Below are 23,192 nucleotides of genomic sequence, written 5' to 3'. Positions count from 1 at the left end.
ACCGTCATATCCGGCCACCCACATGACCGCTGGTAATGACGTTAGGCCGCAGCACCGGTGCCCTGCATTCTGTAGAGCCGAGCCCACGCTCGGCTGCTATTCGCGACGGCGTCAGATGCATCCCCCCCTGCCGGTATTGAGCCGGGCGTGGGCTCGGCTCTACAAGAGGGGAGCGACCGCTCCATATGCCTGGCCGGCATCACCTCATGCCCGCGCACCACTCAGCGCCATGCATCTGCACCCGTAGCATCAAGCCATGCCCAGCCCACCCGCCGATCCCGCCGCGCCGCTCGTTGCCATCGTCGCCTGCCACGGCCAGGGGCTGTTCGAATTCGGCTGTGCGGTGGGCCTGTTCGCGCCGATAAGACCCGAGCTCGGCGTGGCCTGGTACCGCACCCAGCTATGCGCAGGCGAGCCCGGCGCACTGCGCATGCTCGGCAATGCGCAGGTGCAGCTGCCCTGCGATCTCAGCACGGTTGATGACGCCGACATCATCGTCATCCCCGGTTGGCGCGAACCCAGCGAACGCCCGCCGCAGGCACTGCTCGATGCGCTCAACCGTGCCCACGCACGCGGCGCGCGCATCGCCTCGATCTGCTCCGGTGCGTTCGTGCTGGCTTGGGCCGGGCTGCTCGATGGCCGCCAGGCCACCACCCATTGGCGCCTCACCGAAGCGCTCGCACGTGAGTTCCCACGCATCGATGTGCGCGAAGATGCGCTGTATGTGGATACCGGCAGCATCATCACCTCGGCCGGCTCGGCCACCGGCATGGACATGATGCTGCACATGGTGCGCAAGGACTACGGCGCGCGTGTAGCCAACCTGGTGGCCGAGCGGCTGGTGCTGGCGCCGTGGCGCGACGCCGGCCGCAGCCAGCGCGTCAGCCGGGCCATTCCCCATGGCGAGCCCACGCGCTTGGCAAAGCTGATGGAATGGATGCGCCGCAACCTGCGCGAGCCACATTCCCTTGGCAGTCTCGCCGAGCAGGCTGCACTCAGCCAGCGCACCCTGCAGCGGCAGTTCCTGGAAGCCACCGGCCTGTCGCCGATCGACTGGCTGATCCGCGAGCGCGTGGCCTTCGCGCGCGAACTGCTGGAAACCACCGACCGGCCGCTGCAGTGGGTCGCCGAGCAGGCCGGCTTTGGTTCACAGGAATCGTTCCGTCGGCACTTCCGGGGTCAGGTCGATGCGAGCCCTACCGAGTACCGCAGCCAGCATCGCGGCGGGATTGGCGCAGATCGGCTGGTGGGCTGCTGATTCTGCGGTACTTCGTGCTGCGGGCCTGCATCGCTTACAACGTGGTGGTGCGCCGATGGATCCGCCAGCACTGCGCGGCAAAGCCCATCACAAACACCACAGCCAATCCCAGCAGCGTCTGCAGCACCACCGGGGCCATCGGCGCCGCAGCAATCGGATGCGCTGCCGGCAAGCGGGTCAGCGTTTCATTGACGCCGGGCACCAGCGACAACAGGAAACTGAACGACAGCGCGAAGGTCGACAGGTAACGCGCTGCGCGCCCCAGCCAGCGCAGCCGCGCGGCCAGCACGCCGCCGAATGCCACCAGCAGCACGATCACCCCGAATACGTGGCCCGGGTTGATCCCGCCCGTGCTGGAGACGGTGAATGAGGTAGCGACAGACAGCACCAGTCCCGCCAGGTACAGCTTGCCCGAGCGTGTTGCAGGGTCGATTGCGCGATGGCGAATGAAGGCATACAGGCCGCTGAGAACCGGGATCAGGCTGACAACGGTATGGAACACGCCCAGCGTGGACAGAGAGTGCGACATGGAACATCTCCAGAGTTAAATAAACCTACTAGTAGGTAGGTGCATGATTCAAAAAATGACCCGCGTCGCCGCGGGCCCCACCACAGTCATGTCAGGCAGTCGCGCTCACCCGCGCAATGGCCAACCGCGCCAGTGCCGCGAACGTCGCCGCATCGCCGAAACCGCGCGCAGCCAGCATCGCGCCATGTACCGACGACATGAAGGCCCTCGCCTCGTCCGTCGCCGAACCCTGCAGGCGCAGTTGACCCAGTGCCGCGCCCTTTTCCAGCGTCGCGGTCAGCCACCCGCTCAGATCCTCGAAATGCCCGCGTACTTCTTCGGCAATCTCCGCAGGGATCATCGGTGCCTCTGCCGCCAGCATCGCGCAGATACAGAACGACGACGTGCCGCCAGCAATGCAACTGGACCAGTAGTCCACATAGGCGTTGAGCTCCTGCAACGGGTCGCCCAGCTGCCGGTCCAGCAGCGCCAGGCCCTCACGCGCCTCGGCCCGGTACAGCTCAACCACCGTGCGCACCAGATCCGCCTTGCTGGGGAAATGGTGGTGGATGCTGGCCTTGCTGATGTTCACCCGCGCCGACACGTCGGCGTAGCTGAAGCCGTTGTAGCCACCGGCCTCCAGCAGCGAACGGGCGTGGGCCAGGATCTCCTGGGCCTTGGGCGAGAGCGACTCTTTCATGCCGCCAACCTACTAGTAGGTTGAGGCGCCGTCAACTCCCCCCTGTTGGACTCGCCGGGCGTCGCCCGGCGCTACCCACGCCCCGCTCAGTCCTCCTGTACCAGCTTGAACTCGCGCAGCAGGCCACCGATCTGGGTCTTGTCCAGCTTGTTCATCAGCAGGTTGCGCAGGAACGCAGGCCCGGGAATATCCAGTTCCTTGCCATCGCGCAGACGACCGGCGGCGGCCAGCAGCGAGCGCACGTCGTAGGTGGAATTGAACACCTCCGGCACGCCGCGTTCGATATCCAGCAACGTGTACACCGCTTCCATCGGCGTACGCACCGAATACTCGGTGGTGAAAATGCAGTCGCGCTGCTTCGATTCGGCGAACTGGCCGATGAAGGCGAAGTTCACCGCACCGTCCGGCACCACGTCCGGGCGATCACCGGCCTGGCGCGGCATGAAGAACGCGGTGATGTACGGCATCATCACCGGCACCGTCTTGGCACCGGTCGCGGCCAGCTCGTCGATCTCGTCCACCGGCACGCCCAGGTGGTACAGCCACTCGCGGGTGATCTCCTCGCCGGTGCAGTCCTGCATCGGCTTTTTCACGTAGTCGCCGGGCGTATCCACAAACAGCGAATACACCCAGACCACGATCTGGTCCTTGGGCTGGTTCTTGAAATGTGGCTGCCGGTTCACCGTCCAGCTCATCAGCCAGCGCGAGTCGCGCACGCTGACGATGCCGCCGGTCACCACCTTGCCGCTGAAGGGATCGCGCTTGGCGATCTTCTGGATGTAGGCCGGAATGCGCGCATCCAGCGTGGTCACCGTCGCCGATTCCCACTTGGTTTCCGGAATGTGCGCGCCGAACACGTCCGGGCGCCCGAACGCTGCATCCTTCGCGGCAATGCGCCGCCACAGGTCCCAGGCCGGCGCCGGGCCTTCATTCAGGCGTGCCGCAGTGTGGTGGTCGCCATTGTCCGAGTTCTCAGTCAGCGAGCCGATGGTCATGAACAGAAGATCGTCCGCGCCCAGATCCACGCCACCGGCTACACCATCACGCATCCAGTGGATGCGCGTGGCCTGCTTGCGGCCCGGCTGCAGATCGAAGTCGACGTCGGTCACCTCGGTGCCGTACTGGAACACCACGCCATGGTCCTGCAGCCACTTCATCAGCGGCAGCACCAGCGATTCGTACTGGTTGTACTTGGTGAACTTCAGTGCCGAAAAGTCCGGCAGGCCGCCGATATGATGGATGAAGCGATGCAGGTACAGCTTCATCTCCAGCGCCGAATGCCACTCCTCGAATGCGAACATGGTGCGCCAGTACAGCCAGAAATTGCTGTCCAGGAAATCACGGCCCAGCACTTCGTTGATGCGCTTGTTCTCCATCTCCTGCCGGGTGGCCAGGAACAGCGCGATGATGTCCTTCTGCGCCTGCTCGGTCAGCGTGAACAGGCCATCGGTGTGCGCATCCTCGCCGCGATTGATGGTGGCGCGCTGCAATGAATAGTTCGGGTCGTCCTTGTTCAACCAGTAGAACTCGTCCAGCACGCTGGCGTCATCGATCTCCAGCGAGGGGATCGAGCGGAACAGGTCCCACAGGCACTCGAAATGGTTCTCCATCTCGCGGCCACCACGGATCACGAAACCCTTTTCCGGTACCTTCAGGCCATCCAGCGCGCCGCCGGCAATCTGCTGCTGTTCAAGGATGGTGATGTGTTCACCGGCCATGCGCCCATCGCGCACCAGGAACGCGGCTCCCGCCAGCGAGGCCAGGCCCGAACCGACAAACCAGGCGCTCTTGCCATCGACACCGGCCGGCTTGCGCGGGCGCGCGAAGGCTTCGTAGTTGCCACTGCTGTAGTACATGCGCTGCTCCTTCCTGGAGGGGGTCATCAGGAACCCGCAGCGGGATGACACAGCCATCCCGTGCAGGTCATGGCCCTACTCTAGCGCCGAACCGATGTACCGTTTCCTGCACACACGCTGCGACCGAATGACGCAGCCGCGTCAGAGCTGCCGGCCCAGCAGCATGCCAGGCCAACCGTCCACGTTGAACGGTGCGATGCGTGTGTAGCCACAGGACTCATAGAAGCGCACCAGATCCCCATTGCCACCGCCGTAGCAGTCCACGCGCAGATGGTCGAGTCCGGCAGCGCGCGCCTGCTCATCGGCAAACGCCATCAAGCGGCGGCCAATGCCGCGCACGCGGCCATCGCGCGAAGCCACCAGCACGCGTACGTACAGCTCTGGCCCATCGGGCGCCGGTACATAGGGCATCGCCTCACCCAGCGCCAGGAACGCACGCACCTCACCCAGTGCGTTCTGCGCCACCCACGCGCCGGGCAACGCGCAGGCATCAGTCACCTGGGTGATTCGACGCGGCACCGTCGACCACGGCTCGCTGCCCCACTGCTGCAGATTACCGATCGACACGAACCATTCGATCACCTCGTCGAAGAGCCGCAGCACAGCAGGGGCATCGGCCACGCTGGCGCGGCGGATGGTCAAGGTGTCCTTTCCAGCTTCAGTCATGCACGTACTCCTTTCAACGCATCAATCGGCTGCACCGAGGATGCCGGCCAGCGGCCGGCACTACCAGGGCCGGACGTCCGTGGGCCGGATTTGACATGCAGGCATTTACCTGCATATAGTCCACTCGACGGCGGCGCCTGCCCGCCCACGCGAGGAACCTGCAATGGTGGATATCGCACATCGGGTCGGCATCAAGGCCCCCGCAAGCCAGGTGTATCAAGCCCTGGCCACCCCCGAAGGCGTCGCCGCCTGGTGGGCTGAAGACACCCACGGCGACCGCGAGACCGGCGGTACGGTCAGGGTGCGCTTCACGAACAACGGCCAGGAAATCGGCGCCATGGAAATGCAACTGGAACAGCTGATTCCCGGCGAGCTGGTGCTCTGGAAGTTCCTGGTCGGCCCCGCCGAATGGATCGGCACGCATGCACGCTTCGCACTGAAACAGGAAGGCGACTACTGCATCGTGCTGTTCACCCACGAAGGCTGGAAGGAACGCGTCGAGTTCACCTCCCACTGCAGCACCAAGTGGGCGGTGTTCCTGTTGAGCCTCAAAGCCCTGCTGGAAACCGGCAAGGGCCAGCCCAACCCGCACGACGTCAGGATCGACAACTGGAACTGAAGACGCCCCTCATGAATGCAGACAAGGTGTTCAAGGCCCTGGCCGACCCCACGCGCAGAACGCTGCTGGACCTGCTCTGCGCAGACAACGGCCAGACCCTGGGCCAGCTCTGCGAGCACCTGGACATGGCCCGGCAATCGGTCACCCAGCACCTGGGCCTGCTGGAAGACGCGAACCTGATCAGCACCGTGCGTCGTGGTCGCGAAAAGCTGCACTTCATCAACCCGGTGCCGCTGCATGAAGTCTACGAGCGCTGGGTACGCAAGTTCGAGCAGCAGCGCCTGAGCCTGCTGCATGACCTGAAACGAGAACTGGAAGGAGAATGACGATGTCCGCAGAGACCACCCGCTTCATCCACGTGATCTATATCGCCTCCACGCCACAGAAGGTGTTCGAGGCCATCACCCGCCCCGAGATCGCCAGCCGCTACTGGGGCCATGAGAACGTCTCGGACTGGAAGCCCGGCTCGCGCTGGCAGCACGTGCGCGCCAACGAAACGCGCTCGGTCGAGCTGGTCGGCGAGGTGGTGGAAAGCACCCCGCCCTCGCGGCTGGTCATCACCTGGGCCGCCGCCTCGCAGGCCGACAACCCGGACGCCTATAGCCGGGTCACCTTCGAGATCGTGCCCTACCAGGACATGGTGCGGCTGACCGTTACCCACGAGGAGCTGGAACCCGGCAGCGGCATGGATACCGGCATCCGCCAGGGCTGGCCGATCGTGCTGTCGAGCCTGAAGTCGCTGCTGGAGACGGGCAAGGGGCTGGATGTGTTTGCGAAGCCGGCGTAGTCGTCGGGAGGGTTGGGCCGCGCGAGCGGCACCGGGCAGATGGCCCCCTGTCGCCGCCGCCGCACAATCCCCAATCGCTCCCTAACATTGCATTTTATGGAACAATAGGGAGCACATGGTTCTCGAGTTCCGATATGTCCCCCGCGTTGCTAACCGTCGATCAGGCTGCCCAGCAGCTCCGCCTGCACCCGAAAACCGTCCTGCGGCATATCCGAAGCGGCCAACTGCGCGCGACCCGCATCGGCAAGTCCTATCGCATCACCGCCGAAGACCTCGACGTGTTCACCGGCACCGTGCGTGAGCCCTCCGCTGCGCGCCCACAGCTGACCACGGTGGTGGATATTCCCGGATGCGGTGCGGCACGTGCCGCCGACCTGGTGCGTGCCCTGCATGCGCGCGTCACCGGCCGCGAGGCCGACGATGAGCCGCTGCGCATGGAGACGATCTATTCGCCTGAGCACGATGTGCTCAAGCTGATCGTGATCGGTGGCCTGGCAGGTTCCACGGCGCTGCTGGTCAGCCTGCAGCGTCTGCTGCAGGACCGCAGCGCATGAAGCGGCAGCGCCCCGGCATTCCCACGCAGCACGTACTTGCCGCCTACCGCCAGGTGCTTTCGGACTGGCCGGGACCCCACGAATCGCACCATCTCGCCACCCGCGCCGGTTCGACATTTGTGGTCAGCTGCGGCCCGGAACACGGCCCTGCCCTGGTGCTGCTGAATGGCACCCTCAGCAATGCCGCCAGCTGGATGTTCGATGCCGAACGCTGGAGCGAGTACTACCGCGTGCATGCCGTCGACATCATTGGCGAACCGGGCCTCAGCGAAGGCACGCAACCTGCGCTGGACAGCGACGCGCATGCGCAATGGCTGGATGATGTCCTCGACGCACTTGGCGTGGAAAGCGCAGCATTCGTGGGCCTGTCGTTCGGCGGCTTCCTGGCACTGGACTACGCGCTGCGAAGGCCTGCCCGGGTCAACGCACTGGTCCTGGTCAGCCCCTCGGGTATCGGGCGCCAGCGTGCATTCCTGCTCAAGGCGCTGCCACTGTTGCTGCTTGGCCGATGGGGACGCGAGCGCCTGCGCCGCGCGGTCATGGGTCCCGCGCCACTGCATGCACCTGCACGTGCGCAGCCGCTGCTCGACCTGTTGGCATTGATCCGTGCCGAGGTTCGGCCACGTCCGCTGCGCATTCCCCGCATCAGCGACGAGCGCCTGGCTGCGTTGCATCCGCCGGTAGCCCTTGTCATGGGCGCGCGTGATGCCCTCATCGACACCCCTGCCGCCGCCGAACGCATGAAGCGGCTCGTCCCGACGGCGGACGTCACCCTGCTCGCAGACGCCTATCACTACATCCCCGGCCTGCGCGAAGACATCCTCGCCCGGCTGCGTCAACTGCAGAACCTCCAGCATGAATGATTCCATTGAACACTTCGGCACCACCCGCCTCCTGCGCATCGCGCCGCAGGGCCCCGCACTCGATGCCAACGGCCTGCGCGATCTGGTCGGCGATGCCCTCGGGCATCAGGCCGAGTGGATTGCCGTGCCGGTGCAGCGCCTTTCGGCAGACTTCTTCGAGCTGCGCTCCGGCATGGCCGGGCAATGGCTGCAGATGCTGGTGAACTACCGCCTGCACTTCGCCGTGCTGGGCGATGTCAGCTACTACCGCGCACAGAGCGAATCGCTGGACGCGTGGATCATTGAGTGCAACCGCGGCCACAACGGTTGCTTCGTTGCCGACTGGGATGCCCTGCTGGCACGTCTTCCCGTGTCGGCCAGCTAGCGCGCCGTCCAGCCCCCATCCACCGGCAGCGCCGTGCCGGTGATCTGCGCCGCAGCGTCCGAGGCCATGAACACCACCATCTCGCCCAGCTGATCGGGCGTCACGAACTGCAACGACGGCTGCTTTTCAGCCAGCAGCGCGCGGGCGGCGGCCTCCTGATCCGTGCCTTCGCGCTCGGCCAACGCGGTGATCTGCTGCTCGACCAGCGCCGTTCGCACCCAGCCTGGGCAGATCGCGTTTGCGGTGATGCCGGTGCCCGCATTCTCAAGCGCGGTCACCTTGGTGAAGCCGACCACGCCATGCTTGGCCGCCACATAGGCCGACTTGTTCACCGAGCCTACCAACCCGTGCACCGACGCGATGTTGATGATGCGGCCGGCGCCCTGCTGCTTCATGTGCGGCAACGCCGCCGCCGTTGCATGGAACACCGCCGACAGATTCAGCGCCAGGATCGCATCCCACTTCTCAACCGGAAATTCCTCGATCGATGCGGTGTGCTGGATACCCGCGTTGTTCACCAGGATATCGATGCGCCCCATCATCGCGACGGCGCGGTCGATCATCTCGCGCACTGCCTCGCCCCGCGACAGATCGGCGCCATCGTGTGCTACCCGTACGCCGAACTCAGCCTCCAGGCCGGTACGGATGCGCTCGATCTCTGCCGCATCGCCAAAGCCATTCAACACGATGTCCGCGCCCTGCCGCGCCAGTGCCGTGGCAATGCCAAGACCGATACCGCTGGTGGAGCCGGTGACCACCGCAACCTTTCCAGAGAACATGGGCGAGCATCCATCGGGGGTAGGCCAGCAGTGTAGCTCCACGGGCCAACCCTTTTGAATGGAATGACCGATGTCGGCCTATGGTTAGAAGATAACGCTCGCTCGATCAACGGTCGCGAGCGGATTAGCCTTCCGCACCGCCTCCAGGAAAAGCAGGAAGTCGCGGTTGAACAGCGTCAGGTTGTTGGTGAACGTCACGCACTTTCTGCCCGATGCTTTGCTGAAGCACACCTGCCAGACATAGCGCCCGTAGATCTTGTCGGACGTTCGTGTGACTGAGGTGATCTGCGAGAGCGGAACCGCCGTAGGCACCGGCCCACGTCGCAGGTAGAAGGACTCCGCATCAAAGAAGTAGTGCTCGCGATCCTCTTTGCCATCCACCATCACCAGGGTCATGGACGTACCGGAAATCCGGCGCGGGGCATGCAAACGCAGCCCCGACCTCACGGACGAGCGAGCAGTTACTGACATTCGCCGAAGGGTGAACCAGAGGATCACCAACGGAAGTGCCGCGAGGACAATGAAACCTACGGTCTTCAAAACAGTTTCCAGCGTGCTGGGCACACAGATCTCCAGGATGAACGTTCAGGCACTTGCAAGGCCCGAATAGATCCACGCCACGCGAGGATGCTCTGGCTTCAACGCCCCATCACTTCCAATGATCCGGCCCCAGGAACGGCAGGCTCAACACAAACACCGGCACCGCCACAGGGATCAACGCCGCGCCGAGCACCTTGCCCGCCGCCGAACCCACACCCGGCTTGTCCTCCCTCTCCGGCAGGATCCGCTGCGCCCGTGCACTGATCGGCTGTGCCAGCTTCCCTTTCTCCGCCAGCGCCGCAGCATCCGGCAACTTCACCCGCTCGCCGTCGCCCTCGAACAGCGCGCTGTAATAGCTGCCGCCCTTCCTTGAAAGATTGCAGGCGCGATCAAACGCCAGCGCGTAACGGGTCCGGTCCATCGGCAGGTAGTAGCGCGCCCGCTCCTCCACGGCCTTGGCTTCACGCGGGGGGACCTCAATCCGCTCCAGCTTGAACCGCGCGGCCTGCTCCGCCGTTACCTGCTCCGGCCGCAGCAGCAGCGCATAGCTGCCGTGCACCTTGGCCTTGTTGGCCGGGTCGCGCCAATCCTCATGGAAGTACATCTGCGCGCAGGCCACCGCCTCGCGCAGCGGGCTGTCCATCAGCGCCCGGTACTCGCGGAACGGCGCGGCATTGAAGCGCATCGGCTCGTCATAGCGCGGCAGCAGGTACAACTGGCCGTCGTCGGCCACGAACGCACTGGTGATCTCGCGGCTTGAGGCGTGCTCTTCCGGGCCACTGGCACAGCCGGACAGCAGGCCAAGGCACAAGGCGGAGAGAATGAAAAAAGACGTTCGCATGTCGTGTTCTAGAGCTTCCGTGGAAAACCGGCCCCGCCCGGAAGGACGAGGCCAGCCCACCATGTTGCCACGGCACCGCACGCGATGCAGAGCCCCGCCTTACTTCAACCGCTCCACCAACCGCTGCCCCACCTCCAGCGCCGAAGCCGGGTTCTGCCCGGTGATCAGCTCCCGATCCACCACCACATGTCCCGTCCACGGCGCGGTGTTGCTGCTGAACTTCGCACCCGCCCGCTGCAACGCGGTCTGCGGGTAGAACTTCATCTCGCCACCGCCCAGCATCGGCTTGGCCTGCTCTTCTTCCTGATTGCTGATCACCGTCATCTGGTAGCCGCTGTAGATCCACTTCGGCGTAGCCGGCATCGCACCGGCCTCCAGCGTCGCCACGAAACCCGCCGCATCCGGCAACGTGGACAGCAGCGCGATCGGCCCGTGGCAGACCAGGGCGGTGGTCTTGTTGCGCTGGTGGAAGTCGGCCAGCAGCCGGCCCAGCGCCGGGCTCTTCAGCAGGTCCTGCATCGGCGCGTGGCCACCGGGAATGTAGACCGCATCGAAACGCGCGTAGCCCTGCTGCTCGACGCGCGCCAGGCTGACCACCGGCGAGGCCGTCGGCGAGGTCAGCGCCAGTTTCTCCAGCAGGTCTTTGTGCAGCGTCAGCTGCGCGGCGTCGTTGCCGAAGTACGCCGGCGTCACCGAGGACGCATCCACCGTCGGCGCCCGCCCCTGCGGTGTGGCGAAGGTCACCTCGTGGCCCGCGTCCAGCAGCAGCTTGACCGGCTGCATCAGCTCGTTGAGATAGAAGCCGGTAGACAGCACCTTGCCGTCCTTCAGGTCCAGGTGGTTTTCGTCGGACAGCACCACCAGCACGTTGGCGGCCTGCGCGCCGCTGGCGGCCAGGGTCAGGGCCAGCGCTGCGGCCAGCCGGGTCATCAGGTTCATGGGGAGCTCCTATCGGGGAATGGCGGCCACTTTATTCATCGCCCCAGCGGCGATAAATTTGCCCCATCGCAAAACATCTGTTCCCCGGAGAGCCAAATGAGCCGCAAGTTCGACTACCTGGGCGATGTGGAGGTGTTCCTGGCGGTGGTCGAGCACGGCTCGTTCACCGCCGGCGCGGTGGCGCTGTCCACCACGCCCTCGGTGCTGAGCCGCGCGGTCACCCGCCTGGAAGCGCGGCTGGGCCGGCAGCTGCTGCAGCGGACCACCCGCCGCCTGGGCCTGACCGACGCCGGGCGGCTGTATCTGGAACAGGTGCGCACCGCCTTCGGCCTGCTGGACGACGCCGAGCGCGACGTACTGGCCCAGGACGGTGCACTGGCCGGCCGCGTGCGCCTGAGCGTGCCCACCACCTATGGCCACTACCGGCTGCCGCCCGTGCTGGCGCGCTTTGCGCAGCAGTACCCGCAGGTGCAGGTGGAACTGAACATCACCAACCGCAACGTGGACCTGGTGGCCGAAGGCTTCGACTTGGCCATCCGCCTGGGCCAGCTGCCGGATAGCGGGCTGGTGGCGCGAAAGCTGGAAGACGCGCCACTGCTGCTGGTGGCCGCACCGGAGTACCTGCAGCGCCGGGGTACGCCGCAGACGCTGGACGACCTGCAGCAGCACCTGTGCCTGCCGTTCGTGATGCCGCGCACCGGGCGGTTGGCGCCGTGGATCTTCCGCGACGGCGGGCGCGACGTGGACTGGCTGCCGCGTTCGTCCATCGAGACCTCCGACGATGTGCTGGGCGTGGTGTCGCTGGCCGAACAGGGCATCGGCATCTGCCAGAGCTATGCGTTCATCGTGCGCGAGCGGTTGCTGCGTGGGCAGCTGGTGGAAGTGCTGCCGCAGCTGCGGGGGCGGTCGCGGCCGTTCTCGGTGATCTATGCGCCGCATCGGCGGCAGTCGGCGGCGGCGCGGGCGATGATTGAGTTGCTGGTGGGGAATGCGGGTGAGGATCGCGCTGGTTGAAGCCGCAAGGCTCGCTGGCGGTGTCGGGTTTAAACCGATTTTCGGGGTGTGCGGTCTGTCGGGTGCCACTGCCTGCCGAAGCAGACTAAGAACTGTTGCAAAGAAGACCGTCGCGCTATTCGCTTGTGGCGTGGGCGATTGCGCCAGTTTGATTCGCCATCAGCAGAGCAGCTGCGCGAATGCGTCCGGCGGTGTCGCGCGCTGCACGAATGGTGCGTGCAACAATAGTTCTTCGCTCTCGAATTCTGCGATTCCTTCGCGAATTTCTATTGGTATTCGAAGCGGCGGCGTAAACACCATGGCGCGCCACCGACAACGGGTGGCTCCGGGTCTGCAAACCCGCGACGATTGCTGTGCCTGTTGTTTACGCTTGCCCGTCGGCACCGTCCTTAACCGGTGCCGGCGGGCAACCCGTCGGCCTATCTGGCGGGCGGTGCGTGGGGGTCTTCGGGCCCACCGGTCATGGCACTACTTCGTCCCGGTTTGCAGCCACGCATCGCCCGCCACCCCGCAACGCGGTGGCGCTGTTAAGCACAGCCACGGAAGCCGACGCCATGAACGAATCCGACACCTTCTCCTCGTACACCGTTGTTGAGCCCATCAACGACGACACTCCCCTGCCCGATCTGAACTCCCTGCTCGGCATCCTCAAGCGCATGCGTGGCTGTGAAGGAGCTGATGGGCAGCCGTGGCCGGAGAACGATGTGTCACCTGGCCGTCGCGTGAGCCTGGCCAGGAGCGAGCGAGCGTTGGTGGGCCTGTTGACGGTGCTGGAGGTGCTGCACGCGGCAGACCGCTGCCGAGTGGCAGCGGAGCCAGAGCGGCATCTTGATGAGGGGGTTGTTGATGGGCTGTTTTTGGCTTGCCGAGGGTTGGCTGAGTGGGCCTGTCGGGAGGTTAGGCCTGAGTAATTCCCGGATCAGGCGCTCTCATTTATCCACACGTAGAGTTCAACCTACACGAGACAGCGCAAAACCCCTAAAGAGCCTGAAGGGCTCTAACAGTATCCTACTCCGAAAGAGCGAATTGAACAGTTGCAATCCCAAATGAGCAGGACCGGACGATAACTAGCCGCCCCCAAATGCAACCTTCAACGTCTACACAACAGACCTCATCCAAAGCCAAGGATCATTCAAGTGCCGGATTCCAATATTGTAAATCTCGTGCCCAGGCCGGATTACATAATTGGAATGAACAGCCTCGCCCGAGCGGTAGTGGCGCGCCTCACGGAGGAACTCAATACGACCAATCCCCCCGAGCAACCACATCCTTCGCAAGGCAATTTCATAACTCATGAAAAAGAACTGATCAACAGGCTCAGATGCATGCTTGACGCTAATCTGCGCCTCATAATTCATGAGTGGCGGCCCCTTCCTCTTGACGGTCTTCACACCGATGCTCATGCCTGCATGCGAAATGAAATCCGCCTTGCCGGCAGCGTCCTCCAAAATCCAAGTGAATCGCTCACCTGCTTGCCCACGGCTCCAAGCATCGAAGACGATTTCCCCTAGGTCACCAACCCATCGCTCATCGCTTGCAGACACGCTGTAAAGGTTACTGTAGCGGCCGTCGCGCTTATGGCGAATTTCCTTTGCTTGAGCTTCCTGTTCTTCCGTGACATTTATCCACTTCAAAGATCTGCCATTCAATGAAATCACCCTACTCTGTCAGCCAGCTTCCACGGCTCACCGTCGCGAAACTCGATCAGGTGATTGGGTTCAGATGCGCACCACGCATAGGACCCCCAAGCAAGCTGAGACACGTTCCTTCTGAAAATTGTGGTCGCTCGGTCATGGTAGGCAGTGAGAAAGGCCAAACCCTTTTCGCTGAAACCGGCTTCCAATGCCAGGGAGGTCAACGCCGCCTTTCGTTCATGAGTGATAGGACCGTCCGTTGCAACCACCTCAACGAAGACAACGAGCAGATCGGCAGAGCCGGAAGAGCTAGGGGCCATGTCCACCAAGATGATGTCAGGAAGCATCTTTGAAGGATCGATCTTCAAACCAAGTGCTCTCATCAAGGCATCGTCCCGGGCGACCACTTTGTTACCTGATTCGCTTATCCAGAGCACTGCTGGTTGCTTCAGAAACTTGGGAGCAAAGACCTCAATGACAGACTTTGCAATAATGCTAGACGGACCCGGCTTCAGCGACCGGACTTCCATCTGACCCGGGAAAGTCACGGGTACTGCATCGGCCGCAGTAGCAACACCATGTTTCACAAAATGAACGCGAGCAAGAGCAGCCTTCGATAGATGACGGGCTTGCCAAGCGGAGATCTTCTCTCCCAACTCATCGATCTGAAGTTCGCCTGAAAAGAGATCCGCAAAATCGGCGGCAAGCGCATATCGCGGCTTCGGCGACGTAGGAGCCAGCCCTGCCCGTTCGACTACGGCGCCCATGGGAACAAAAGCCGTACGAATGGTCTCGTCACGGACCTGCTCGCGAGAATTGTTGGCATACCAAGGCTGCGGATCTCGCACCTTCTGGCTGGATAAAGACTTCTTAGTCCAACCGACACGACTCTCTTCATCAAGCATATCTGCCTGGGCCACAGACATGTCCGTAACCTGGCTAGGCCTCAGCCAAGAGTTCGTGCCCTCTATAGCTCCAACATAGAACATCGTGTAGACGACGCGTGCCGCGACCTCCCGCGTGGCATAACTTCGATGTTCAATGCCTTCTGGAAAAATGAGCGGCAGTCGCTCGCGAATCACGTGCAAGGTCGGGACTTCGGGCAACGTCACGTAATTAGACTCCATAGCAGCTGCTAATTTCCTTATCAATCAACGCCTTGCTTGCACCATTGCGCACCAAAAATTCGATACGCCGCATGTCTGCCAAGCAAGGAACCGGAACCGAGTTTAGCTCGTAAGCAGACACAGCAACGCTTCCGCTGATGCATCGGAAAGCACGATCAACTACTTCACTGTTCAACAAAGCCGCGATAGTGTCGGGCGATATTGCCCCATCTGAATGGTCCAAGCACTGAACAATGTTGAGGTGATTTTCGATCACCACACCCTCTGAACGGCTCAGCAAGTCCTCCGGAAGCACCGCCGCAAGTAGGCGACGATCTTGCTCCTTTGAGGTTGTGCGCTGAAGCAACACGCAAGACTTTGACGTCACTAGATGGCGCTGTTCCGGGCTGACCTCAATGAAGGGCACATGGTTTCTGCGCTTCGCGCTGAGGCTAAAGCCCTGGCTTGTAACAGACTCCGCCCAAATCAAAGGGTATGCCCCATTTACTGCGTGAGCTCGCAACTGGTCTTTGTGTCGGTTCCACACCAAAGGACCCGTGCTCACTGAATAGCCGATATCCATCAAGCGATTCGGCATCGCCGCCAGTGCAGACAGGAGCGAGGCGTCCTGAGCACTCCTTGGAATGATCCATGGAGCTCCTGAAGAACCAAGGTTGACCTCGCCAAGCGCCTCCACCCTTGCAGCATTGAGGCCTTGGGGAACAAGTACGGAAACAGATGCAGTACCATCAGACTCGGTTCGGCAGTAGGTCGCGAGCAGCGTCTCCTGCAAGACATCATCAAAAACGCCGTCTCTGTCTGCGACAAAGTCAAACGCAATGGGCCGCGCCTGCTGCGTCATAAGGCTTCGAAGTGCTTTGAAGTACTGCCCCCCCAAAAAGGACGTAGGGGTCAGATAGGCGATTACACCCTCGGATTTCACCAGCCTCAAAGCCAGGTCCGTGAACAGTCCATATAGGTTGGCATGTCCGTAAAGGGATCGCGCATAGTGCTCCCGCATCTCTGCCGAGAGCTTGAGCCGTCCATACGGCGGATTGCCAATGACGAGATCAAACTCCCCAAGGTCGCGGGGCTGCAAGGCATCCCCCACGAGAACAACATCCGCAAGCCTCCGCTTTGCAGAGACGCACAACGGCATGACGGCAGCTTCAAGAAGAACCCGAGTCATCCAAGCTGCAAATGGGTCCAACTCAATACCTTGGAGCCGCTTGCCCAGGCTCTTGATGATCCAGTCTGGCGAGGCGTCGCCGGAACTGGCAATCATACGCAGAGCCACCGGCGCCAGGAACGCTCCACCGCCACATGCGGGATCAATCACCCTTCCTTCAGAAAAGTCGAAGCCGGCTTCTTCTGCCAGATCTAGCAAGCGAGCAACGAGAGGAGGAGGCGTATAGAAAGCGCCCGTCTCCGATCTCAATGCGGGGGGCAGGGTCACGGTATAGATGGACCCGATAAGATAGCCGGCATCCTCGACAGGGAACTCTACGATCAGGCGACCGATGGATTCAGCCACCTGCTCCACGTCCAATGGGAGCTTAGGCAGGGCAATCGGACAGTCCTTGGGCTTGATGGCCGTCTTATGCCGAGAGGCGAGCTCTGCCCAGTACGCCTCGATGACCGCAGCACAGAAGGACCGCCCGTGAGACAAACGGGTCTTGTCCGTCTTCTTTGACTCTGCGAAACCCCGAGCCATGGCCTTGCAGGCGTAGTAGCGCTGCAGCAACGGCTGGCCGGCATCAGAAATTGAGAAAAAACTCTGTAGATTCATATAGATAGGTTAAAATCCACAATAAGGACCCAGGTAGAGCTGCACCTTGGCCTTAGAAGGGGCAAAGGTTAGCACCCAGCGGCCGTCACAGCAGCGGCAGGGTTCCCAGTAGCTTGAAGCAGAGGGCTCTCACGGATTGAGATCCGCGGCTCATCCTTGAGAAGCCAAGAGGGCGCATGTCTTGCATGTAGCCCAGTGATCGGTAGGTGACACCCGGAGTCACCTGCCGGCCAATCTCCGGAAGTGATGATCCGCATGTCCAAGGGACAGTGTGTGCATTGGCACGTATTCCTCTCTTGGGTAATGGAGCAGCCCGCAGAGAGGAGGCAAAACGCTGCAACTAAGTCCTCCCTTCATAGGCATCCACAATAAGAGGCTTGGCCCGCTCCAGATCATCGAGGGTCGAGATCGCAACCTCCAAGTCTCCGGTACCCCAATGGCCGAACGTTCGCGCATCGCGCATGTTGGGCGCTAAGTGGGCAATCGAATCGGGATCGATGTGCAAAAAGAGGAGTAAGCGACTCTTCTGCGGCACGACAGTTGCGAAGTTCTTAAGACGCTTGAATGCCATGTATAGCTTGAGCTCTTTGCGCTGGACATCGTCGCCAAGAGACCCGATGAAGTCATCCAGCGAGCCAATCAACGCCGCCATATCAGGCCCATACAAGGCCATCCATTCGGAATATGTCTTATCGCCAGTGGAACTTGAAGACCTTGGAGCACTGGCGAACGGCACGCCCACTACTAGTTCGCGTGCCCTAGCCTTCCCGCGACCAGTAGTTGCGGTGTTGACCTGCTCAAACAACAGCAGATCATTTCCAAATCGCCTGTACCGAATGAGCTCCACACTCTGGTTGATCTGCTGGACAGCGTGCGCATCGAACTTCGTGAAATCCGCCGCAATGCAGACAACTCGCGGAGAACTCCAGTCAATTTGCGAGGCAGCAGCACTACCCAAGGCATCCATTACTTGTAGCTTGAACTCGGCCTTATGGTCCATCAGCCAATCAAGGTAATAGAGCCCTTGGTTAATGACGTTCTCACCGATTGAGCGCTTGTACTCAATAATGACGGGACTGTTATTTTCATCCAGACCCAAGGAGTCAATGCGACCACCATGGGTCTTTCCGGTCACGTACTCGGTCGCAACAAATCGAATCCCAAGCATAGGCAGCAAATTGGCCTCAATCAGCGTCTGGAGCGGCTTCTCCAGATCTGAAGCCCTTCCCTGCAATTCAGTCGCTTTGCCGTCAACCAACCTGAAAAGCTTGATGTCACTCATTCCGTCCGATTCCCTTCAACTCTGTGCCTTAGCGTACCGGCAAACAGCCCATCCCATGCAACAAGGGCGCCTCTCGGCGCCCTCGTTCTCTCAACTCATTCCCACTCAATAGTAGCCGGCGGCTTCCCCGAGATGTCATAGACAACCCTTGAAACCCCCCGCAACTCATTGATGATCCGGTTGCTCACCGTCCCCAGGAACTCATACGGCAGGTGCGCCCAATGCGCCGTCATGAAGTCAATCGTTTCCACGGCCCTTAGCGCAATCACCCACTCATAAGCCCGCGCGTCACCCACCACGCCCACCGACTTCACCGGCAGGAACACGGCAAACGCCTGGCTGGTCTTGTCGTACAGGTCGGCCTTGCGCAGCTCATCAATGAAGATGGCATCGGCCTTGGCCAGCAGCTCGGCGTATTCACGCTTCACTTCGCCCAGGATACGCACGCCCAGGCCCGGGCCCGGGAACGGATGGCGGTACACCATGGTGCGCGGCAGGCCCAGCTCAACGCCCAGGCGGCGCACTTCGTCCTTGAACAGCTCGCGCAGCGGCTCCACCAGGCCCAGCTTCATGTGCTCCGGCAGGCCGCCCACGTTGTGGTGGCTCTTGATCACATGCGCCTTGCCGGTCTTGCTGCCGGCCGACTCGATCACGTCCGGGTAGATGGTGCCCTGCGCCAGCCACTTGGCGTTCTTCAGCTTGTTGGACTCTTCGTCGAAGATCTCAACGAACAGGTTGCCGATGATCTTGCGCTTGGCTTCCGGGTCGCTCACGCCTTCCAGCGCGGCGAAGTAACGGTCGGCGGCATTCACGCGCACCACCTTTACGCCCATGTGCTCGGCGAACATCGCCATCACCTGGTCGCCTTCCTGCCAGCGCAGCAGGCCGGTATCCACGAACACGCAGGTCAGCTTCTCGCCGATGGCCTTGTGCAGCAGCGCAGCCACGACAGACGAATCGACGCCACCGGACAGGCCCAGGATCACTTCGTCATCGCCCACCTGTTCGCGCACACGGGCGATCTGGTCGTCGATGATGTTGGCGGCGGTCCACAGGGTCTGGCAGCCGCACACGTCCACCACGAAGCGGCGCAGCAGCGCCTGGCCCTGCAGGGTGTGGGTCACTTCCGGGTGGAACTGCACGCCGTACCAGCGCTTTTCTTCGTTGGCCATGGCGGCCACCGGAATGCGGTCGGTGGTGGCGGTGATGGTGAAGCCCGGCGGTGCAACGGAGACGTGGTCGCCGTGGCTCATCCAGACATTCAGCTTCGGCTCGCCGCCGTGGTCGCTCAGGCCCTTGAACAGTGCATCCGGGTTGATCACGTTCACTTCGGCATGGCCGAATTCGCGCTGGTCAGCGGCTTCGGTCGCACCACCCAGCTGCGCGGCCAGGGTCTGCATGCCGTAGCAGATGCCGAAGATCGGCAGGCCGCTGTCGAACACTTCCTGCGGCGCGGCCGGAGCACCCGGCAGCGTGGTCGATTCCGGGCCACCGGACAGGATGATGCCCTTGGCGCCGAACGCGGCGATCTCGGCCGGGTTGTGGTCCCACGCCCAGATTTCGCAGTAGACGCCCAGCTCGCGGATGCGGCGGGCGATCAGCTGCGTGTACTGCGCGCCGAAATCGAGGATGAGGATCTTGTCGTTATGGATGTTGGTCATGGTGCCGTTCCAGTGGTGTTTTTCGCAGCGCCCGGCGCTTCAAGGCTCTGCGTCAGCGTGACGATGAACGCCTCGCGTTGTTGAATATGTGAGTGGTCTTCCTCGTCCCAGCGCAGCATCAGCAGGCCCTGTGGCGCCTGCCGGTTGTTGGGGTCAGCGCGCGGCAGATCCGCGACTTCCTGCACTTCGGTGCCGGGCACGAAACGCCGTTGCAGGGCGCGCATGGGGTAGCCGGATTGTTCGGGGTCGCCCCATGCGACGAAGCGCACGTTCATCCGGCTCGGCTCCAGCGGCCCCAGCTCTGCGACCACCCTGGGATCTTCAAAGAGGTGGCCCAGTCCGGTAACGCACTGCAGGATCACCTGCAGCGGGCGCACACCCGTGCCCTTCAGCAGCCAGCGCTGCTCACCGGCGGCCTCCATGTGCCAGCCTTCCGGCAGGGAGAATGAATTCTGGCACTTCTGCACGTCCTGCAATTGCGAAACCGCCGCGCCCGGAGACCCGGAGCGCGGCGGCGGTTCGGACACCGAACAGCCTGCCATCAGCAGGCTGCCCGTAATCGCAAGAGCAGTTCGCAAGCGCATCAGGCGCGGTAGTTCGGCGGCTCTTTGGTGATGGTCACGTCGTGGACGTGGCTCTCACGCTGGCCGGCGCCGCTGATCTTCACGAACTTGGGCTTGCTGCGCATGTCTTCGATGGTGGCGCAGCCCACGTAGCCCATGGTGGCGCGCAGGCCGCCCATCAGCTGGTGGATGATGCCGCCCACCGGGCCGCGATACGGCACGCGGCCTTCGATGCCTTCCGGCACCAGCTTGTCGGCGGTGGCGGCGTCCTGGAAGTAGCGGTCCTTCGACCCCTTCTCCATGGCAGCCAGCGAACCCATGCCGCGGTAGCTCTTGTACGAACGGCCCTGGTACAGCTCGGTCTCGCCCGGCGATTCCTCGGTACCGGCCAGCAGGCCACCGACCATGATGGTCGAGGCACCAGCGGCCAGCGCCTTGCCGATATCGCCCGAGTAGCGGATGCCACCGTCGGCGATCAGCGGGATGCGGTCCTGCAGCGCTTCGGCCACCAGGTCGATGGCGGTGACCTGCGGCACGCCGACACCGGCGACGACGCGGGTGGTGCAGATCGAGCCCGGGCCGATGCCGACCTTCACCGCGTCCGCGCCGCTGTCCAGCAGCGCCAGTGCGGCTTCGCCGGTGCAGATGTTGCCACCGATGACCTGCACGTTCGGGAAGTTCTTCTTGACCCAGCTGACGCGGTCCAGCACGCCCTGCGAGTGGCCGTGCGCGGTATCGACCACGATCACGTCCACGCCGGCGGCGACCAGCGCTTCCACGCGGCGATCGGTATCGCCACCCACACCGACGGCAGCGCCGACCAGCAGGCGGGTCGACAGATCCTTGGCAGCGTTGGGGAAGTCGGTGTTCTTCTGGATGTCCTTGACGGTGATCAGGCCACGCAGTTCGAACGAATCATTGACCACCAGCACCTTCTCGATGCGGTTGCGGTGCAGCAGCTGCAGCACTTCGTCAGACGCGGCGCCTTCCTTGACCGTGATCAGGCGATCCTTCTTGGTCATGATGTGGCGGACCGGATCGTCCAGCTCGGTCTCGAAGCGCATGTCGCGGTGGGTCACGATGCCGGCCAGCTGGCCGTCGCTGCCCACCACCGGCACGCCGGAGATGTTGTGCGCCTGGGTCAGGGCCAGCACGTCGCGGATGGTGGTTTCCGGACCGACGGTGATCGGGTCGCGGATGACGCCGGCCTCGAACTTCTTGACCTTGGCCACTTCCGCGGCCTGCTGTTCCAGGCTGAGATTCTTGTGGATGATGCCCATGCCACCCAGCTGGGCCATGGCGATGGCCAGGCGGGCTTCGGTGACGGTATCCATGGCGGCGGACAGGATCGGAAGCTTCAGCTTCAGGTCGCGAGTCAACCGCGTTTCGAGGTTGACGTCCTTGGGCAGGATGGTCGAGTGGGCGGGGACGAGCGAGACGTCGTCGTAAGTGAGTGCTTCAGCCTGGATGCGCAGCATCGGCATACCCGAGATGTGGGGAAGCGCGACATTTTACCCCTTTTCAGAGGCCAAGAACAGCATTTTTGGTAGCCAGAATTGGAACTTCGCGCGACACAGTGTCGCACCCGCTCACCTGTAGAGCCGAGCCCATGCTCGGCTGCTTTCCGCCAGACCGCGATGAGCCGAGCATGGGCTCGGCTCTACAGGAGGCCCGAGGCCCGGTACCACCAAGCGGTGCCGCAGCGTCGCGCGGGCGGTGATTGGTTCAGGGGGCTTGGGTGGGTGCCAACCTTGGTTGGCACAACCCGTCCGGCACCGGTACCCCAGATGGGCCGATGGCCCCGATGGATGTGTGCCAACCAAGGTTGGCACCTACCAGGAGCGGGTCGGCGGGAATCGCGGGGCATCAATGCAACCCCGGTAGCGCCGGGCCATGCCCGGCGAGCGCAGCGGCGCCGCAAACATCCGCCGGGCATGGCCCGGCGCTACCCTCAGGAGGCTTCCGCCGCTTCCAGGGTGTTCTGCATCAACGTAGCCACGGTCATCGGGCCCACACCACCCGGCACTGGGGTAATCCAGCTGGCCCGCTGGGCTGCCGCTTCAAACCCAACATCGCCCACCAACCGGCCGTCATCCAAGCGGTTGATGCCCACGTCGATCACCACCGCGCCCGGCTTCACCCACTCGCCCGGCACGATGCCCGGGCGGCCTACCGCCACCACCAGGATGTCGGCGTTGCGCACGGCCTGTTCCAGCACGTCCTTCGGGGTGAACTTGTGGCAGCTGGTCACGGTGCAGCCGGCAATCAGCAGCTCCAGGCCCATCGGGCGGCCGACGTGGTTGCTCACGCCCACGATGGTGGCGTTGCGGCCGCGCACCGGCTGGTCGGTGTGGCCCAGCAGCGTGGTGATGCCGCGCGGGGTGCACGGGCGCAGGCCGAACTCGCGCAGGGCCAGGTGGCCGACGTTTTCCGGGTGGAAGCCGTCCACGTCCTTGCGCGGGTCGATGCGCTGGATCAACCGGCGCGCGTCGGGGATGCCCGGCAGCGGCAGCTGGATCAGGATGCCGTTGATCTTCGGATCGGCGTTGAGCTGGTCGATGAGGTCGAGCAGCTCGGCCTCGGTGGTACCGGCCGGCAGATCGTAGTCATGCGCCTCGATGCCGACCTTCTCGGCGGCACGGCGCTTGTTGCGCACGTACACGGTCGAGGCCGGGTCGCCACCGACCAGCACCACGGCCAGGCCCGGACGGCTGCCACCGGCGGCCACGCGGGCGTCGACGCGCACCTTCAGGCTGTCGAGCAGGTCCTCGGCGATACGGCGGCCATCGAGGATGCGGGCAGGATGCGGGGCGGCGGAATCAGTCATCGGGAGCAGGCGTGGGGCGGCGGGGACGCTATTGTCCCTGAT

The 23,192-nt window shown here is 63.1% G+C and carries 25 protein-coding genes; 9 read left to right on the top strand and 16 right to left on the bottom strand.

Annotated features, from left to right (window positions below):
• The first annotated feature begins 256 nt into the window (after positions 1-256).
• Positions 257-1,258 carry a transcriptional regulator FtrA gene (gene ftrA / locus N5D45_RS10605; RefSeq protein ID WP_010484649.1) on the top strand — a complete coding sequence of 334 codons (1,002 nt, stop codon included), beginning with the start codon at positions 257-259 and terminating at the stop codon, positions 1,256-1,258.
• Between the two features lie 34 nt (positions 1,259-1,292).
• On the opposite strand, the gene N5D45_RS10600 is transcribed toward ftrA, so the two are convergent.
• The 4 genes from N5D45_RS10600 to N5D45_RS10585 all read right to left on the bottom strand — a co-directional run bounded on the left by N5D45_RS10600 (position 1,293) and on the right by N5D45_RS10585 (position 4,988).
• The gene (locus N5D45_RS10600; RefSeq protein ID WP_057502644.1) at positions 1,293-1,787 is read right to left on the bottom strand and encodes a hypothetical protein; all 495 of its coding nucleotides are present in this window, start codon (positions 1,785-1,787) and stop codon (positions 1,293-1,295) included.
• A gap of 91 nt (positions 1,788-1,878) precedes the next feature.
• On the bottom strand, positions 1,879-2,466 hold the full coding sequence (locus N5D45_RS10595; protein ID WP_043397084.1) for a TetR/AcrR family transcriptional regulator: 588 nt from the start codon (positions 2,464-2,466) through the stop codon (positions 1,879-1,881).
• A gap of 86 nt (positions 2,467-2,552) precedes the next feature.
• The gene (locus N5D45_RS10590) at positions 2,553-4,322 is read right to left on the bottom strand and encodes an oleate hydratase (RefSeq protein ID WP_164194204.1); all 1,770 of its coding nucleotides are present in this window, start codon (positions 4,320-4,322) and stop codon (positions 2,553-2,555) included.
• Positions 4,323-4,463: 141 nt separating this feature from the next.
• On the bottom strand, positions 4,464-4,988 hold the full coding sequence (locus tag N5D45_RS10585; RefSeq protein ID WP_010484639.1) for a GNAT family N-acetyltransferase: 525 nt from the start codon (positions 4,986-4,988) through the stop codon (positions 4,464-4,466).
• A 163-nt stretch (positions 4,989-5,151) separates the two neighbouring features.
• Between N5D45_RS10585 and N5D45_RS10580 the strand changes: the two genes are divergently transcribed.
• From N5D45_RS10580 to N5D45_RS10555, 6 genes are all read left to right on the top strand, one after another.
• Positions 5,152-5,607, top strand: coding sequence for an SRPBCC domain-containing protein (locus N5D45_RS10580; RefSeq protein ID WP_134958263.1), 456 nt, complete (start codon positions 5,152-5,154; stop codon positions 5,605-5,607).
• 11 nt (positions 5,608-5,618) lie between these two features.
• Positions 5,619-5,933: a metalloregulator ArsR/SmtB family transcription factor gene (locus tag N5D45_RS10575; protein WP_010484635.1), complete on the top strand. Its 315-nt coding sequence runs from the start codon at positions 5,619-5,621 to the stop codon at positions 5,931-5,933.
• A gap of 2 nt (positions 5,934-5,935) precedes the next feature.
• On the top strand, positions 5,936-6,394 hold the full coding sequence (locus tag N5D45_RS10570; RefSeq protein WP_164194206.1) for an SRPBCC family protein: 459 nt from the start codon (positions 5,936-5,938) through the stop codon (positions 6,392-6,394).
• 134 nt (positions 6,395-6,528) lie between these two features.
• Positions 6,529-6,948 (top strand): helix-turn-helix domain-containing protein, encoded by a 420-nt coding sequence (locus N5D45_RS10565; RefSeq protein ID WP_164194208.1) that lies wholly within the window; start codon positions 6,529-6,531, stop codon positions 6,946-6,948.
• Positions 6,945-7,811, top strand: a complete 867-nt coding sequence (locus N5D45_RS10560; RefSeq protein WP_164194210.1) for an alpha/beta fold hydrolase — start codon at positions 6,945-6,947, stop codon at positions 7,809-7,811. Before N5D45_RS10565 ends, N5D45_RS10560 begins: the two co-directional genes overlap by 4 nt.
• Positions 7,804-8,175: a DUF4180 domain-containing protein gene (locus tag N5D45_RS10555; RefSeq protein ID WP_164194212.1), complete on the top strand. Its 372-nt coding sequence runs from the start codon at positions 7,804-7,806 to the stop codon at positions 8,173-8,175. Before N5D45_RS10560 ends, N5D45_RS10555 begins: the two co-directional genes overlap by 8 nt.
• Here the strand turns inward: N5D45_RS10555 and N5D45_RS10550 are convergent.
• The 4 genes from N5D45_RS10550 to N5D45_RS10535 form a co-directional block, all read right to left on the bottom strand.
• On the bottom strand, positions 8,172-8,954 hold the full coding sequence (locus N5D45_RS10550) for a 3-hydroxybutyrate dehydrogenase (RefSeq protein WP_164194215.1): 783 nt from the start codon (positions 8,952-8,954) through the stop codon (positions 8,172-8,174). The genes N5D45_RS10555 and N5D45_RS10550 overlap by 4 nt on opposite strands.
• A gap of 84 nt (positions 8,955-9,038) precedes the next feature.
• The gene (locus N5D45_RS10545) at positions 9,039-9,518 is read right to left on the bottom strand and encodes a hypothetical protein (protein WP_239519209.1); all 480 of its coding nucleotides are present in this window, start codon (positions 9,516-9,518) and stop codon (positions 9,039-9,041) included.
• Positions 9,519-9,603: 85 nt separating this feature from the next.
• Positions 9,604-10,335, bottom strand: a complete 732-nt coding sequence (locus tag N5D45_RS10540; RefSeq protein WP_164194217.1) for a hypothetical protein — start codon at positions 10,333-10,335, stop codon at positions 9,604-9,606.
• A gap of 99 nt (positions 10,336-10,434) precedes the next feature.
• Positions 10,435-11,274 carry a type 1 glutamine amidotransferase domain-containing protein gene (locus N5D45_RS10535; RefSeq protein WP_164194219.1) on the bottom strand — a complete coding sequence of 280 codons (840 nt, stop codon included), beginning with the start codon at positions 11,272-11,274 and terminating at the stop codon, positions 10,435-10,437.
• Between the two features lie 96 nt (positions 11,275-11,370).
• Between N5D45_RS10535 and N5D45_RS10530 the strand changes: the two genes are divergently transcribed.
• Positions 11,371-12,288, top strand: coding sequence for a LysR family transcriptional regulator (locus tag N5D45_RS10530; RefSeq protein WP_164194222.1), 918 nt, complete (start codon positions 11,371-11,373; stop codon positions 12,286-12,288).
• A 554-nt stretch (positions 12,289-12,842) separates the two neighbouring features.
• Positions 12,843-13,199 carry a hypothetical protein gene (locus N5D45_RS10525; protein WP_279938867.1) on the top strand — a complete coding sequence of 119 codons (357 nt, stop codon included), beginning with the start codon at positions 12,843-12,845 and terminating at the stop codon, positions 13,197-13,199.
• A gap of 186 nt (positions 13,200-13,385) precedes the next feature.
• On the opposite strand, the gene N5D45_RS10520 is transcribed toward N5D45_RS10525, so the two are convergent.
• From N5D45_RS10520 to folD, 8 genes are all read right to left on the bottom strand, one after another.
• Complete coding sequence (locus tag N5D45_RS10520) at positions 13,386-13,922, bottom strand: hypothetical protein (protein ID WP_279938866.1); 537 nt, start codon at positions 13,920-13,922, stop codon at positions 13,386-13,388.
• 20 nt (positions 13,923-13,942) lie between these two features.
• Positions 13,943-15,034, bottom strand: a complete 1,092-nt coding sequence (locus N5D45_RS10515; protein ID WP_279938865.1) for a BsuBI/PstI family type II restriction endonuclease — start codon at positions 15,032-15,034, stop codon at positions 13,943-13,945.
• Positions 15,035-15,038: 4 nt separating this feature from the next.
• Entirely contained in the window at positions 15,039-16,817 is a 1,779-nt protein-coding gene (locus tag N5D45_RS10510) for an Eco57I restriction-modification methylase domain-containing protein (protein WP_279938864.1), read from the bottom strand.
• 340 nt (positions 16,818-17,157) lie between these two features.
• Positions 17,158-18,099: a DUF5655 domain-containing protein gene (locus tag N5D45_RS10505; protein WP_279938862.1), complete on the bottom strand. Its 942-nt coding sequence runs from the start codon at positions 18,097-18,099 to the stop codon at positions 17,158-17,160.
• A 95-nt stretch (positions 18,100-18,194) separates the two neighbouring features.
• A complete protein-coding gene (guaA, locus tag N5D45_RS10500; protein ID WP_005413109.1) occupies positions 18,195-19,760 on the bottom strand; it encodes a glutamine-hydrolyzing GMP synthase in 1,566 nt (521 codons plus the stop codon).
• Complete coding sequence (locus N5D45_RS10495; protein WP_345782126.1) at positions 19,757-20,236, bottom strand: hypothetical protein; 480 nt, start codon at positions 20,234-20,236, stop codon at positions 19,757-19,759. Before N5D45_RS10495 ends, guaA begins: the two co-directional genes overlap by 4 nt.
• A gap of 107 nt (positions 20,237-20,343) precedes the next feature.
• Positions 20,344-21,801, bottom strand: a complete 1,458-nt coding sequence (gene guaB / locus N5D45_RS10490) for an IMP dehydrogenase (RefSeq protein ID WP_005416248.1) — start codon at positions 21,799-21,801, stop codon at positions 20,344-20,346.
• A 473-nt stretch (positions 21,802-22,274) separates the two neighbouring features.
• The gene (gene folD, locus N5D45_RS10485; RefSeq protein WP_111098732.1) at positions 22,275-23,150 is read right to left on the bottom strand and encodes a bifunctional methylenetetrahydrofolate dehydrogenase/methenyltetrahydrofolate cyclohydrolase FolD; all 876 of its coding nucleotides are present in this window, start codon (positions 23,148-23,150) and stop codon (positions 22,275-22,277) included.
• Between the last annotated feature and the right edge of the window lie 42 nt (positions 23,151-23,192).

This window comes from Stenotrophomonas sp. GD03819, assembly GCF_029841665.1.
GTDB classification, from domain to species: Bacteria; Pseudomonadota; Gammaproteobacteria; order Xanthomonadales; family Xanthomonadaceae; genus Stenotrophomonas; species Stenotrophomonas geniculata.
The sequence above is the reverse complement of the archived record's forward strand: the minus strand, read 5'-3'. Positions and strand labels throughout refer to the sequence as shown.